Source organism: Variovorax sp. LjRoot175, from assembly GCF_964253805.1.
Taxonomy (GTDB): domain Bacteria; phylum Pseudomonadota; class Gammaproteobacteria; order Burkholderiales; family Burkholderiaceae_C; genus Variovorax.
In genome coordinates this window covers 1613521-1627458 of sequence record NZ_CAXURY020000001.1, presented here as the reverse complement: position 1 = coordinate 1627458, position 13938 = coordinate 1613521, and the positions used below count along the sequence as shown (strand labels likewise).

The 13938-nt window shown below is 63.6% G+C and carries 11 protein-coding genes and 1 pseudogene; 5 read left to right on the top strand and 7 right to left on the bottom strand.

The window, feature by feature from the left end:
* The first annotated feature begins 135 nt into the window (after positions 1 to 135).
* The gene (locus ACSQ89_RS08140) at positions 136 to 1821 is read left to right on the top strand and encodes a sensor histidine kinase (RefSeq protein WP_436295937.1); all 1686 of its coding nucleotides are present in this window, start codon (positions 136 to 138) and stop codon (positions 1819 to 1821) included.
* 10 nt (positions 1822 to 1831) lie between these two features.
* Positions 1832 to 2518, top strand: a complete 687-nt coding sequence (locus tag ACSQ89_RS08135; protein WP_436296161.1) for a response regulator — start codon at positions 1832 to 1834, stop codon at positions 2516 to 2518.
* A gap of 89 nt (positions 2519 to 2607) precedes the next feature.
* Here ACSQ89_RS08135 and ACSQ89_RS08130 read toward each other — a convergent pair whose 3' ends face one another.
* The gene (locus tag ACSQ89_RS08130) at positions 2608 to 3642 is read right to left on the bottom strand and encodes an IS3 family transposase (RefSeq protein WP_436296160.1); all 1035 of its coding nucleotides are present in this window, start codon (positions 3640 to 3642) and stop codon (positions 2608 to 2610) included.
* A 783-nt stretch (positions 3643 to 4425) separates the two neighbouring features.
* On the opposite strand from ACSQ89_RS08130, the gene istA reads away from it, so the two are divergent.
* Genes istA through ACSQ89_RS08115 form a run of 3 tightly spaced genes read left to right on the top strand, consistent with a single transcriptional unit; the run spans position 4426 to position 6995 of the window.
* Complete coding sequence (gene istA / locus ACSQ89_RS08125) at positions 4426 to 5931, top strand: IS21 family transposase (protein WP_436296159.1); 1506 nt, start codon at positions 4426 to 4428, stop codon at positions 5929 to 5931.
* On the top strand, positions 5924 to 6751 hold the full coding sequence (gene istB, locus ACSQ89_RS08120) for an IS21-like element helper ATPase IstB (protein WP_436296158.1): 828 nt from the start codon (positions 5924 to 5926) through the stop codon (positions 6749 to 6751). Before istA ends, istB begins: the two co-directional genes overlap by 8 nt.
* A complete protein-coding gene (locus ACSQ89_RS08115) occupies positions 6744 to 6995 on the top strand; it encodes a hypothetical protein (protein ID WP_436296157.1) in 252 nt (83 codons plus the stop codon). The genes istB and ACSQ89_RS08115 overlap by 8 nt, the downstream gene beginning before the upstream one ends.
* Positions 6996 to 7135: 140 nt before the next feature.
* Here ACSQ89_RS08115 and ACSQ89_RS08110 read toward each other — a convergent pair.
* From ACSQ89_RS08110 to ACSQ89_RS08085, 6 genes and pseudogenes are all read right to left on the bottom strand, one after another.
* Positions 7136 to 7763: pseudogene (locus ACSQ89_RS08110) on the bottom strand (IS3-like element ISAzo10 family transposase); the annotation flags it as partial.
* Between the two features lie 974 nt (positions 7764 to 8737).
* Positions 8738 to 9352: a methyltransferase family protein gene (locus tag ACSQ89_RS08105; protein ID WP_436292684.1), complete on the bottom strand. Its 615-nt coding sequence runs from the start codon at positions 9350 to 9352 to the stop codon at positions 8738 to 8740.
* Between the two features lie 116 nt (positions 9353 to 9468).
* The gene (locus ACSQ89_RS08100; protein WP_436292683.1) at positions 9469 to 10380 is read right to left on the bottom strand and encodes a type II secretion system F family protein; all 912 of its coding nucleotides are present in this window, start codon (positions 10378 to 10380) and stop codon (positions 9469 to 9471) included.
* Between the two features lie 9 nt (positions 10381 to 10389).
* The gene (locus tag ACSQ89_RS08095; protein ID WP_436292682.1) at positions 10390 to 11382 is read right to left on the bottom strand and encodes a type II secretion system F family protein; all 993 of its coding nucleotides are present in this window, start codon (positions 11380 to 11382) and stop codon (positions 10390 to 10392) included.
* Between the two features lie 9 nt (positions 11383 to 11391).
* Positions 11392 to 12762: a CpaF family protein gene (locus tag ACSQ89_RS08090; RefSeq protein ID WP_436292681.1), complete on the bottom strand. Its 1371-nt coding sequence runs from the start codon at positions 12760 to 12762 to the stop codon at positions 11392 to 11394.
* 15 nt (positions 12763 to 12777) lie between these two features.
* Positions 12778 to 13929, bottom strand: a complete 1152-nt coding sequence (locus tag ACSQ89_RS08085) for an AAA family ATPase (protein ID WP_436292680.1) — start codon at positions 13927 to 13929, stop codon at positions 12778 to 12780.
* Between the last annotated feature and the right edge of the window lie 9 nt (positions 13930 to 13938).

Genomic DNA, 13938 nt, shown 5'->3' with positions numbered 1-13938 from the left:
TGACAAATCCTTTCAAAAGTATTACTTCTGTTTACCTAAGTAGTAATATGTGACTTCTTCACATACGCGTTCCAACGCGCAGGAACTGGTTGCAGAAAGCCCACGATTTCTCATCGTGGGAGGAGGAGACGCCCGATGCTGGTGCATAGGCTGGACAGGAAAAACGAGTTCGATGCGAGCCTTGCCGCCGACGCCGCCGATGCGCGGATGGTGGCCAGGATGCGGCTCGTGCTGTCCGTCTCCGCCCTGCTCGCGATTTTTGTCGATCCTGCGGGCTTGAGGGGCATCGGGGGCTTCACCTGGCTGCTGTTCTTCGGCTACATCCTGCACAGTTTGGCCGTTTATCTCTATACGCAGCTCGATGCCCCGTTCTCGCAGAGCAAGCTGATTCACTGGCTGGATGTCTTCTGGTATGGGCTGATCGTTCTTTTCACGGACGGCATCCACAGCTTCTTCTTCCTGTTCTTCTTCTTCGCCATCCTCACCTCGTCCTTCCGATGGGGCTTCAACGAGGGCGCGCGCGTCACCCTCGCTTCGGTGGCCTTGTTCGCCGCCTGCGGCCTGGGATCGACGACCGAGCAGGACCTCCCCCGCCTGCTGCTGCGTGCCACCTTCCTGCTTGCATTCGGCTATATGAGCATCCATTGGGGCGGCTCGAAGGTCGAGCTGAAACGGCGGCTCGCGCTGCTGCGCGACGTCAGCCGCGTATCGAACCCGCGCTTCGGCGTCGATCACACCGTCACCAGCATCCTGGAGAAGACGCAGCTGTTCTTCCAGGGAAGCTGCTGCCTGCTGATCGTTCGGGACAAGGAGTCGGGCGCCTACTTCCTGCGCACCGTCAGGGAGGGCGACGCGAAGCGTTCGATCAATGCCGAACGGATCAGCGTGGACGCGGCGGCGCCTCTCGTGGCGCTCCCGCAGGATCGCATCGTGGCCTACAACCGCCCGATCTGGCCGGCCCTGTTCTCGTTCACCGGTGCCGCGGCATACGACAGCGCCAAGGGAAGATGGAACAGGCACGAGGAAGCAGCCTGCAGCAGCCTGGCCGAGCTGCTGGACGCCGGTGCGTTCATCAGCGCGCCGGTGTCGCTCCGAAAGAGCGAAGGCCGCATCTATGTGTTCTCCCGCCAGGCCGGGTTCAGAAAGGCCGACGCGCTCTTCCTGAGCCATATCGCAGCCCAGGCCTTCCCCGTGATCGAGAACATCGAACTGCTGGACCGGATGGCCTCGGACGCCGCTTCGCAGGAGCGCCAGAAGATCGCGCTGGATCTTCACGACACGGCCATCCAGCCCTACATCGGACTGAAGATGGGCCTCAGTGCTCTGCGCAACAAGGCGGCCGCCGACAACCCGCTGATCGACGATCTCGACAAGCTGGCGGACATGGCCGCCAAGGTCATCGGCGACTTGCGCCGCTACGCCGGCACGGTCAAGAACGGCGTGGGCAAGACGGAACAAGTCTTCCTCATGGTCTTGCGCCAGCAGGCGGCGCAGGCCAGGGATTTCTACGGCATCGACATCGCCGTCTGCGTGCAGGGCGAGCTCAACGTGAGCGATCGCCTGACCGCGGAGATATTGCAGATCGTGCGCGAGGGCTTGAGCAACATCTGCAAGCACACCTTCGCGCATCACGGCGCCGTCAGGCTGGAATGCGTGGACGGCTTGCTCAGGATCCAGATCGAGAACGAATGCGACGGAACACAGGCGGTCGCATTCCAGCCGAGGTCGATCACGGAACGCGCGACCGCGCTCGGCGGCAACGCGCAAGTGGTGCGGGGAACGAGCGGCGGCACTTCCGTGCACGTCGAGATACCCATCTAGGAGGTGGAACATGCAGCCAGTTGAAAAGCCCATCGGTGTCATGCTTGTCGATGATCACCAGACGATGCTGTGGGGATTGTCCAGACTGATCGATGGCGAGAAGCCGCGAATGCAGGTGGTCGGGACGGCGAGAAACTGCGAAGAAGCGCTCGAGCAGGTCGACCAGGTGATTCCCGACGTCATCCTGTTGGATCTCGATCTGGGCGGCAAATGCGCGCTGGACATTCTTCCGGGCCTGCTGTCCAACTCGGTCTCCCGCGTAATGATCCTGACCGGCGAGCGCCAGCAAAAAACCCTCGACCTGGCGGTCCTCGGCGGCGCCCGGGGTGTGTTGCGCAAGGACGCAGCCGCGGACCAGGTGCTCCAGGCGATCGAAAGAATGCACAAGGGCGAACTGTGCGTGGACAACGAAACGATGGGCCGCGTCTTCGCGGAGTTCGTCGACGCGAAGCGCACGCACAAGGTCGACCCCGAGGCGGAGAAGCAGGCGGCCCTGACCTGCAAGGAACGCAAGATCATCCACACCGTGGTAGACGGCAACGGCGCATCGAACAAGGCGCTGGCCGAACGGCTCTTCATCACCGAGCACACCCTGCGCAACCACCTGACTTCGATCTACCAGAAGCTGGGGGTGAGCAATCGGCTGGAGCTGTATGTCTACGCGGTGAAGCACCATCTGGACAAGCTGCCGTCCTGAGGGCGGCACCGGGACGAACCCTCGCTATCCTCGCCCGCCCAACATCGGCATGAGGGTTCCGGCGCGCGTCAAGGTAGTTGTCGCCTCTTTCATGCAGCCAGCGGCTGTATGTCTGATGCCCGCGAATGTGTCTGAACGACGCAGTCACGTTCGGGGTTGAGGGTCACCGCGCCGATGGGCGCCCAGTTGCGAGTAGGTCCAGACCAGCGCGCCGGGTTGAGCGCCCGGGCACGGGTGTACAACTCGTGGCGAGCAGCCAGGACTGCGCAGTCTTCACCGGTGTGGCGCTGAGCGGGACTGACGTAGCGAATGCCGCTGTGTCGATGGTCATGGTTGTACCAACGCACGAAGGCGCCCGCCCAGGAGCGCACGTGCCCGAGATCGGCGAAGCCCTTGGTGGGGAACTCCGGGCGGTACTTGGCCGTGCGGAACAGCGACTCTGCGTAGGCGTTGTCGTCGCTCACGCGGGGCCGCGAGTACGACGGCTTCACGCCCAGCCAGTTGAGCATCGCCAACACCGTCGTTGCCTTCAGCGTGGAGCCGTTGTCGCCATGCAGCACCGGCTTGGCGTCGAGCGTGGCGATGCTCTCGGCGAGCGCCGTGCGGCGCACCAGATGCGCAGCATGGTCGGAGTCGTCCGTGTCATGCACTTCCCAACCCACGATCTTGCGGCTGTACAAGTCCAGGATCAGATAGAGGTGGGACCAGCGCCCGAGCACCTGCGCCGGCAGGTAGGTCATGTCCCAACACCACACCTGCCGAGGTGCTGCGGCGACGTGCGTGGTGGGCGGGCGCACGACCTTGGGTGCCTTGGCCCGGCCTCGGTGAGCAGTCTGCCCCCGAGCGCGCAGCACGCGGCTGAAGCTGGACTCACTGGCCAGGTAGATGCCCTCGTCAGCCAGCATGGGCACGATGCGCGCCGGCGGCACGGCGGCAAACCGCGGCTCGTTGGCCACGGCCAGCAGCTGTGCGCGCTCGTGCGGGTGTGAACGCTGGTCGAGATCCGCTTGTATTCGACGGTGAGGTGGCGTTTTTGAGTCTGGCCATGTTCCGAGCTTCGGCTCGTTGACGCCGAACGAGCGCGCATGAGGTATTCGCCTGCATGGCCGCCCGAGGGCGGCCATGCAGGCGAAGGCGATTCTCTTGAGCAGGTCTTGATCCCGGGCGCCGTTGCCAGCCCGTGGGGCGGCGGCTGCACGCGCCGCCCGTGACACACGCGGGTACTGCGAGGTACAACGTCGACGATGCCGAAGTAGGCGGGTGCGGCAGCGGTCACTAATGCCTGGCAGCCTGGAGACCGCGCCGCGCCCTACACCGTGCCGATGAAGGTGGTGCTGCAGCAGTGTTGCACCCTGGGACGAGTCCGTCCAGCACCTTTGGCTGATCGCCGAGGATGGACATGGACCGTGCGGCCCGCCTGTTCCTGTGCGCGCGTTGCCGCGACCAGGTGCTGTTGTGTTCACACTGCGACCGCGGTCAGCAGTATTGCAGTCGGGCGTGCTCGAGCCTGAGTCGGCGTGAGCGGCGACGCGAGACTGCCGAGCGCTACCAGAGCAGTCGCAGCGGTCGCCTCAAGCATGCCGCGCGCTCCGCGTGCTGGCGGGAACGGCAACGTTCGCTGCGTCAGGCCGGCGCGGGCGACGCCATCGATAAAGAAGTGACGCACCAGGGTTGCCCGCACGCGGGGGCCGATGCTTCACTGCTTGCATGCGACCCACCCAGCGAACCACCCAGCGCGTGCGAGTTCACCGTCCTCACCGAATCGCCATCGGCCCACGACGCTGCGCGGGTGAGCGCCGGCGCGGTCCCCTTCGCTGCACTCGGATGCCGGCGTTGCGGTCACGAGCTGCGGCCCCATGTGCGCCTGGGCTCCCTGCGCACGAACGGCCTTCGACAGCGCGGCGGTCATGACCATCCCTCTTGATCTGGCCGCACGCATCGAGCGTCTGTTCACGGTCGAGCGCTGGCGCGTGGGGACCATCGCGCGCCAATTGCACGTGCACCGCGACACGGTGCGCCGTGTGCTGCGTGAACACGACGTGGCACCGCCAGGCGTGCCGCTGCGCCCGAGCCTCATCGATCCTTACCGGGCCTTCATCCGAGAGACGCTGGAGAAGTACCCGACGCTGACGGCCAGCCGGTTGCATGACATGGTGTGCGAGCGCGGCTATGCGGGGCAGGCCAGCCACTTCCGACACCTGGTGAGCACGATGCGTCCCCGGCCGTCGGCCGAAGCCTACCTGCGCCTGCGCACGCTGCCGGGTGAACAAATGCAATGTGACTGGGCTCACTTCGATCACTTGCAGATCGGCCGTGCGCGGCGCCCGCTCATGGGCTTCGTGATGGTGCTGAGCTACTCGCGGCGCATCTTCCTGCGCTTCTGCCTCAATGCCCAGATGGACAGCTTCCTGCGTGGCCACGTCGAGGCGTTTGATGCGCTAGGCGGGAGCGTCAGAACGGTCCTCTATGACAATCTCAAGAGCGTCGTGCTCGAACGCGTGGGCGATGCGATTCGCTTCAATCCCGAATTCCTGGCCTTCGCCAAACACTACCGCTTCGAGCCGCGTCCGGTGGCGGTCGCACGAGGAAATCAGAAGGGACGGGTTGAAAGGCAAATCGATTTCATCCGCAAATCCTTCTTCGCCGGGCGCGAGTTCACCGATGTGGCCGACCTGAACGCCCAGGCGCGCCGGTGGTGCGAGGGCAAGGCGTTCGATCGGCCCTGGCCCCAGGATGACTCGTTAACCGTGCGCCAGGCCTTCGCTGTCGAGCAGCCACGCCTGCTCGGGCTGCCCGCCACCGGCTACGCCCTGGGCCAGCGCCTGGATGTCGAGGTGGCCAAGACGCCTTACGTGCGCTTCGATCTGAACGACTACACGGTGCCGCATACCCACGTGCGGCGCACCCTGTCGGTGCTGGCCGATGAACAGCGCGTGCGCATCTTCGACGGCGTCACCGAACTGGCCAACCATCCCCGCAGCTTCGAGCGTCATCAGACGATCGAGGACCCAACCCATTTGCAGGCCCTGGTGCAGCACAAACGCAATGCGCGCTCGCACCGCGGCTGCGACGTGCTGGCCCAGGTCGCCCCCGCCAGCACCGAGCTGCTGCAAATGGCCGCCGAGCGCGGTCACAACTTGGGGTCAATCACCGCCGCGCTACTGCGACTGCTGGACCAGTACGGCGCGCCGTCGCTGCAGGCGGCCATCCTGGAGGCCATCGAGCGCAAGGTGCCCCATCCCAACGCCGTGCGCCTGGCGCTGGAGCGCGCGCGCGAGCGCACCGGGCGGCCTCCAACGCTGGCTCTCGCGCTGCCCGAGCACGTGGCGCGACGCGACGCGCCGATGGCCACGCATTCGCTCGCTTCCTACGACCGCCGCTACGACCCACCCAAGGACGCCAACGATGAATGAGCCAATCCCTCCTGTCCACCCAGGGGCCTCTCACGCCGAGTTGCGGGCGCAGGCCGCCGAGCTGCGCCTGCACGGCCTGCTGGCCCACTGGGACGAGTTGATGGGTCAGCCCGAGAGCGAACACCGCGTGCGCCAGTGGCTGGGCTGGGAGAGCGCCGAGCGAGCTCACCGCAGCCTCGAGCGGCGTCTGCGCGAGGCGCACATCGGCCGCTTCAAGCCTCTGGCCGACTTCGACTGGAGTTGGCCCAAGGAGTGCGACCGCACCGCCATCGAAGAGTTGATGAGCCTGCAGTTCCTCGCCGACGCCAGCAGCGTCGTGCTGTTCGGCCCCAACGGGGTGGGCAAGACGATGGTGGCGGCCAACATCGCGCACCAGGCGGTGCTCCAGGGGCATACGGCGCTGTTCACCACCGCCGGTCAGATGCTCAGCGAGCTCGCCTCGCTGGACAGCGATTCGGCCCTGCGCCGGCGGCTGCAACACTACGCCGCACCGGACCTGCTCCTGGTCGATGAGGTCGGCTACCTCTCGTACTCCAATCGTCATGCCGACATGCTCTTCGAGCTGGTCAGCCGACGCTACCTGCACAAGAGCACGATCGTGACAACGAACAGACGATTCGCTGACTGGGGCGAGGTCTTCCCCAACGCCGCCTGCGTGGTCTCCCTGGTCGACCGGCTGATGCACCGCGCCGAGGTCGTTCGCATCGAGGGCGAGTCGTACCGCCAGAAAGAAGCCGAGGAACGCGCCACGCAACGCATGGCCGCCCGCACCGCCGCGACGCGCTCGAAGCCAGCGTCCACGCGCAAGCCGCGTGCGTGACGCCCGCCAGGCCATGGCCGCCTCGATGAGAACGCCGCGGCGCAAGCGCCCCTCCCGAGCGACTGCCGCCTTCGCGCTGCCGTCGCACTGGTCGCCCAGGCAGGCCCTGGCCGTCTTCGAGTGCCTCGAGCTGATGCGCGAGCAGCTCTGGCTCGCCTACGGCCCCGAGATCCAACGCGCCTGGCGCGATCAACTCGTGCCCGATCGCACCCCACCCGACTTCGATCCCGACTCGCCGTTCTGACTGCACAGCGGCATCGCCCAACGAGCAGATGGCCCCTTGCGGGGCCATCTGCTCTTCGTCACGTCAATCCCAACCGGGGCAAACCAAACCCGCGTCCTCACCAGCGTATAGCAGCGGATCTATACCGTCGCCAACAGCGGGCTCAAGGCATGGCCAGGCATGGGGCGCACGGCCTGCGGCCTGCGATCGCCCGCCGTGAGCCCCTTGTGGGCCAGCCAACGCTGCAAGGTGCGCGCATCGATGCCGGCGGTCTCGCAGGCCGGGCGCAGCCGCGCTCCGGCGGCGTGTGCAACATCGATGTCTCGGGCCAAGGCTTGGCGATCTTCGAGGCCGATCATTCGTCCTCGCCTTTGTTGAAGATCGCCGCCACTTTTTTTGACAAGACCAAGAGAGCCGCAGTCTCTGCCAGCGCCCGGTCCTTGCGCAGCAGGTCGCGCTCTAGTTCCTTGATGCGCTTGGCGGAGGCTCGCGTGGCCTGGGGGCTGGCCCGGGCCTCCTCGGGTTCGGCCAGCGCGGCTGTCGCGCTCGAGTGCCCATTGTCCAGTTCGGCGGGGTACACGCCGTGCTCGCGGCACCACGCGCTCTTCGCGACCTCGGCCATCGCCGCCGTCGTGATCACCGCCTCAAGCCGGGCGCATCCTCGCGCCAACGCTCCAGTGTTTCCACTCCAATGCCAACTTCGCGCGCCACCACCTCCAGCGCCGAACTCTCCGGCGGCAGCAACCTCGCTACCGCTCGGTCTTTGAATGCTTGTCCGTATCGAGCCACTCTCATCCTTCATCGCCGCCCCCGGGTTCTTGGTTCTATGGAGGCGACAACTATTCTGACGCGGGGGGTTCGGATGATCTGAATGGCTGCGGGCCCGAGGATCACCATCAGGATGGATGGAAAGATGCATAGGACCAGCTGATGAGCATCTTGGTCGACGTTACGAAACCATTTGACATCGATCTTCCATAAACTCGGTCTTGCCAATCGGTTTGAGCTATACGTATATGCAGTCAAGCACCAGATTGGTCATCCTTCGGCTAATGCCCGCGAAGAATCGCTATCTAGACGAGCTGCGTGATTGGTCATTCAGCTTTTGAGTTATCCAAAGCGCTGACCTTATCGCTAGGGCTCAGGTGTTCAGCGGATCGCACGAGAAAGGGAGAAATCGACCCTACGCTGACTCTCTTCTTCGGGTCTACAGAAGAACACGGGACGCAGCCGCGGACCAAGTGCTCCATGCGATCGAAAGAATCCACAAGGGCGAGCTTGTGCCCGGACAACGAGACGATGAGCCGCGTGTTCACGGATCCTGTCGACCAAAAGAGGACGCACAAAATCAACCCTGAGGCTGAGAAGCAGCGGCACTGACCTGTAAGGAAACGAAGATCACCCACACGGTGGTCCGCGGCAACGGCGCATCGAACAAGGCGCTGGCGGAACGGCTGTTCATCACTGAGCACACCTGCGCAACCATCTGAGCTCGATCTATCAGAAGCTCGAGGTTGCCAATCGGCTGGACCTGAATGTGTATGCGGTGAAGCATCAGCTCGACAGAGCGCCGAGCTGAGCCGCACGGCCCCCTATGCTCTTCCGGCAATCAGCAGCAGGATGGTTCGGATGACCTGGATCGCCGCCGGGCCCCAGGAAGACCATCAGGATGTACGGGAGTATGCATAGGCCAGCGGGATGAGCATCTTGGTTGCACTATCACAAGCTGGAGCTGACGAGTCCTGAACGCGGGGATCCGGCTCTCACGCAAGGAATGGAATAAACCTCTTTGACACCCGCGCCATGTACTCGCGGTACGCGGCCGACTGCATCAAGACCTTTTCCTCGTTGATCATCCGAATAAATTGAAAGATGTACAGCAGCGTCAGTATGGACAGGTTCCAGATTGAGAAGACATTAAGCAGATAGCCCACATGGGTGATGAAGTATCCCAAGTAAATGGGATGCCGCACCAATCGATAGGGTCCGTTTGTCACGACACCGCGAAGCGCTGGCAACAGGCCAAAGTTTCGTCCGAGGCAGACCTTCGCGGCGATCTGAAGGCCGATCCCACTCAAGATGAGCGCCTCTGAAATCCATTTGGGCACCAGCTGAGTGCCACCTTCGAGTTGAATGAACAAGAAGTAGAAGGTGGCGGCAAAAGTCGATGTTACCGCGGAGAGGGAGTAGACGCGGGTGGCCGTTCCTTTGCTGAAGAGGATGAGTCCCAGCGCCAACGTTTCGGCAATGAGCAATGTCGTCAGGATGATGTTCGGCGCCTGAAGCTGGGCCGATACGATGCGAAACACGAACAGAGAATAGCCCAGTGCCGCAGCAATCCGCAATAACGCGTCCAGCACTATGTCTCGCTTAGTCATGGGTCAGCTTTCGTATCTTCGAGGCATTCAATAATGATCACCGCGCGCTCTGCTGGGTCGAGAGTGAAGTGATGTATCTAGCGGCAATCATCTACCCAGCAATAGTCAAATAGCTTTTAGTTCGTACCCGTCATCATCGGCATCATTGTCCGGATCACTTGGATCACCGCCGGGCCAATGATTACCGCGAGGATCGATGGAAAAATAAACAGGACGAGCGGGAAGAGCATCTTGGTCGGGATCTTCGCCGCCAACTCTTCGGCACGTACTTGGCGCTTGTGCCGCAAGTCGTCGGAAAACACCCGCAGCGAGTCGCCGATGCTGGTGCCGAACCGGTCCGCCTGCGTCAGCATCGTGGCAAACGTCGCAATCTCTTCGACGCCCGTGCGCAGCGCGAGATTGCGCAGCGACTTGTCCCTTTCGCTTCCTGCTCGCATCTCCAGGTTTGTCCAGTGCAACTCCTGAGCCAGCGCTTCACTCTTGATGCGAATTTCCTCCGTCACCTTCGTGAGTGCTGCGTCGAGACCCAATCCGGCCTCGACACAGACCAGCATCAGGTCTGCAGCGTCCGGAAAGTTCTCGAAGATCTCGCGCTTGCGGGCCTTCGAGCGCAAGCGGAGATAAGCGTTGGGCAGATAGCAGGCAATGAGGGCGGCCATCATGGGCCAGAAAACCAAGGTCATTCCCTCGGCCTGCTTGGTTGCGCGAACGACGACGAACGCCACCGCCGCAAAAAAAACCGGTAGCAAGCTCTTCAAGCCGAAATAGATCAAGCTCGCATCCCGATGCCGGATTCCGGCATTGAGGAACTTGAGCCGCAGCGGGGTCGCTTCCTCTTCGCCCGTCGGCGAGGAGAGCTGCGCGAAGGGCCCAACGAGTTTCACGACCGTCTGGGTCCATGAAGTGTTGTCGGGCGCCGAGGCCAGTGCCTGCAGCCGCCGCTCGGCCGCCGACGGCATCCACCACAAGTACAGGCCTGCAAGGCCGAGTGTGACGGCCAGGAAGACCAGCGCGGACATGATCATCATGAGACGCTCCTAGACGCGAATGCGAACAATGTGCCGGAGGATGAGCGCGCCGATCGCCATCATCGTCAGCATGTACTTGATGATCGTGATGCCGATCGGGTCCGTCCACAGGGTGGACATGAACTTTGGATTGAGCAGATTCAGCCCACCGGCGAGTGCGAACGGCAGCAGCCCGATGATCCAACCAGAGAGCCGTCCATCGGCCGAGAGCACGCGTACTTTGGCGTGCAGCTTGAGGCGCTCTCGAATGAGGCGGCTCAGATTGCCGAGTACCTCGGTTAAGTTGCCGCCGGAATCGCGTTGAATCATTACGGCAACAACAAAGTAGCGTAGATCCGTGATGGGAATGCGTTCGCTCAGGTTCGTCAATGCCTGCGTCAGAGAGACACCAAAGTTGACCTCATCGTGCACGGTGCGAAACTCCGCCGCGATCGGATCCACCATTTCCTCGCCGATCATCTGCAGGCCCGACGAGAAGGCATGCCCGGAGCGCAGCGCACGCGTCAGTAGGTCAAGCGCGTCCGGCAACTGCACTTCAAGGCGCCGTAAGCGGCGTGAGCGGCACTGGTTCACATACGCGAGCGGCATCAAGGCGAACGCCACACCCGCCACCAGCCCGAACGCTTCAGGCTGATGCGCCATTCTCACGACAACAGCAAACCCGATCACGCTCAGCGCGGCACAGCCGAGTAGCAGCTTTGAGACTGTCCATTCGAGGCCTGACTGCAGGATCAGCCGGTCCAGCTCCCGCGCGCGGGGCATGCGCAGCAGCCAGCGCTCCAGCGCCGGCACCTCGCTGAGCATGCGCTCCTTGAGGATCTTCGCCTGCTGCGTCGTGTCGCGCGAGCCGGACAGGGCCTGCAGGCGCTTTTCGAGCTGTCGGGCTTCGGGGCCCTTGTACGACTTCCACATCAGGTACAGGCCTTCGAGCAGCAGCAGCACCGCTACGAAGACCAGCACCGCGATCATGATGAACGAATTGCCTGCGATGGACTGCTGCATGGCCTGGCCTCACTGGTACTGCTTGGTCGGATCGAACAACGCATCGGGCAGCGCCACGCCGAAGGTGCGCAGCCGCTCGGTGAACTTCGGCCGCACGCCGGTCGCATGGAAATAGCCTTCCACCTGGCCGTCTGCGCCGACACCGGTCTGACGATAGGCGAAGATTTCCTGCATGCTGATGATCTCGCCCTCCATCCCGGTGATCTCCTGGATGCTCGTGATCTTGCGCTTGCCGTCCGTCATCCGCAGCGCCTGGATGACCACGGTGATGGCCGAGGCGATCTGCTGGCGAGCGGCCTTGTGCGGCAGGTTGAGGTTTGCCATGCCGATCATGTTCTCGAGCCGCGAGAGTGCGTCCCGCGGCGTATTCGCATGGATGGTGGTCAGCGAGCCTTCGTGGCCAGTGTTCATGGCCTGCAGCATGTCGACCGCCTCGGCGCCGCGCACCTCGCCGATCACGATGCGGTCGGGCCGCATGCGCAGCGCGTTGCGCACGAGCGCGCGCTGCGTGATCTCGCCACGGCCCTCGATGTTCGCCGGCCGGGTCTCCATGCGCACCACATGCGGCTGCTGCATCTGCAGCTCGGCCGCGTCCTCGATCGTTACGACCCGTTCCGATTCCGGGATGTAGCCCGAGAGGATGTTGAGCAATGTCGTCTTGCCGGCGCCGGTGCCGCCCGAGATGATCGTGTTGACCTTGGCCTTGCTCAGCCCTTCGAGCATCGAGGCCATCGCCGGCGTGAGGCTCTTGAGGTCCTGCACCAGGTTGCTCATCTTGAGTGGCTTGTGGGCGAAGCGCCGGATCGACATCATTGGCCCATCGAGTGCCACGGGCGGGATCACCGCGTTCACGCGCGAGCCGTCGGGCAGTCGCGCATCCACCATGGGGCTCGATTCGTCGATGCGCCGCCCCACGAAAGACACGATCTTGTCGATGATCCGCAGCAGGTGCTTCTCGTCGGTGAAGCTGATCGGGGTCAGCTCCAGCCGCCCGAGGCGTTCGACATAGATCTGGTCGAACCTGTTCACGAGGATATCGGACACCGTCGGATCGACCATCAGCAATTCAATCGGCCCGAAGCCGAGCATCTCATGCTGGATATCGCGGATCAGCGTACGCCGCTCGGCCTCGTTGACCGCGGCCTGATCTTCCTGCAGCAAGCGACCGACCATCGTCGCGATCTCCTGGCGCAAGGCATCGGGTGCCAGCGTATCGAGCGAGGCAAGGTCGAACTTCTCCAGCAGCTTCAGGTGCAGCCGGCCCTTGAGCACCTTGTAGGCATCCGAGGTGCCGGCCAGGCCGGGATCGGCAGCGAGGTGCAATGTGGAACTCGCGGCCGTCTCGGCCGCGACCACGTTAAGTTTTTCGCGCAAGGACATGGTGTGCTTTCGAGGTCAGGCCCGGCCGAACAGCCGGTGGAAGAAACTGGGGCTGTCCTCATCCCGAGGCGCCAGCGCCGACGCCATCTCGGCGAGGCTTTTCACGACCGGGTTCGTGCGGGACAACTGCGCGAGCGGAGCGCCGCGATTGATCGCGGCGGTGACTTCCTTCGGCGAGTCCGGAATCGTGCGCTGCGCGATGCCGCCGAGCGACCGGCGCACCTCTTTCGAACCTATCTCGCCGCTCTTCTCGAAGCGATTGACGATCAGTTCGATCTTGTCCGGTGGATAGCCGAGGGACTTGAAGACGCCGAGCAGCTTGGCCGCATTTCTCAGGTCCGGCAGGTCGGCCTGCAGCACCGGGTAGATGCGGTGCGCGCGGTCGAGCGCGCGGATCGACAGCGTGTCGAGCGTCCGCGGCATGTCGAGCAGCACGAAGTCGTGTCGCAGAACGGCGAGGTTCAAGATCGCATCGATGTGCTCCGGCTTCACTTCCATGGCATTCGACGGATCCTCGGGCGCCGCCAGCAGGCGGAAGTTGGGCGTGATTGCGACGGCGCTCGCCGTGAGGAACGAGGCATCGAGGCGGCCGATGTCGCGTGCGACGTCAGCGAGTGTCGAGTTCGGCCTCTCGTCACTCACGAAAGCCAGCGCGTCGCCGAACTGCAGGTTCAGGTCGATGAGCAGCACCGAGCTGTGTTCGCTCAGCTGAAAGGCCAGGTTGGTTGCGAGGAAAGTCGCGCCGCTGCCGCCCTTACACGGCATGAGGGCGAGAATCTTGCCGGCCGACTGCCCCGGCACACCTGCAAGCTTGGCAGCCACGCGATCGATCGCGGCTTCGAGGGCGCCCGCGGTCGCAGGCGACGGCAGCACCTCACGCACACCCGCGCGCATCGAATTGAGCAGGAACTCTGGCGTGTGGCTTGCACAAAGCAGCACGACCGCGGTACGCGGGTGGTGCGTCGTGACGTACTCGACCATCGTCAGTTCATTGGGATCGCAGCACATGCCGTCGACCAGCAAGAGGTCGGGCCGATCCTGCTCCGCGACAGTCCGCATCCGGCTCTTGCCGCCATCGAACAGCAACACGGTGTGGGCGCGGGCCCGGAGCACGCGGTCCATCTCGTCTAGATGGGTCCGATTGGGCGAGATGATGGCAATCTTCATGTTTGGTCC

Excerpts from the sequence above, each read along its gene's own strand:
- ACSQ89_RS08100 (WP_436292683.1), bottom strand. The coding sequence starts at position 10,380 with ATGATGATCATGTCCGCGCTGGTCTTCCTGGCCGTCACACTCGGCCTT.
- istA (WP_436296159.1), top strand. The coding sequence starts at position 4,426 with ATGACCATCCCTCTTGATCTGGCCGCACGCATCGAGCGTCTGTTCACG.
- ACSQ89_RS08140 (WP_436295937.1), top strand. The coding sequence starts at position 136 with ATGCTGGTGCATAGGCTGGACAGGAAAAACGAGTTCGATGCGAGCCTT.
- ACSQ89_RS08090 (WP_436292681.1), bottom strand. The coding sequence starts at position 12,762 with ATGTCCTTGCGCGAAAAACTTAACGTGGTCGCGGCCGAGACGGCCGCG.
- ACSQ89_RS08085 (WP_436292680.1), bottom strand. The coding sequence starts at position 13,929 with ATGAAGATTGCCATCATCTCGCCCAATCGGACCCATCTAGACGAGATG.
- ACSQ89_RS08135 (WP_436296161.1), top strand. The coding sequence starts at position 1,832 with ATGCAGCCAGTTGAAAAGCCCATCGGTGTCATGCTTGTCGATGATCAC.
- ACSQ89_RS08130 (WP_436296160.1), bottom strand. The coding sequence starts at position 3,642 with ATGGCCGCCCTCGGGCGGCCATGCAGGCGAATACCTCATGCGCGCTCG.
- ACSQ89_RS08105 (WP_436292684.1), bottom strand. The coding sequence starts at position 9,352 with ATGACTAAGCGAGACATAGTGCTGGACGCGTTATTGCGGATTGCTGCG.
- istB (WP_436296158.1), top strand. The coding sequence starts at position 5,924 with ATGAATGAGCCAATCCCTCCTGTCCACCCAGGGGCCTCTCACGCCGAG.
- ACSQ89_RS08095 (WP_436292682.1), bottom strand. The coding sequence starts at position 11,382 with ATGCAGCAGTCCATCGCAGGCAATTCGTTCATCATGATCGCGGTGCTG.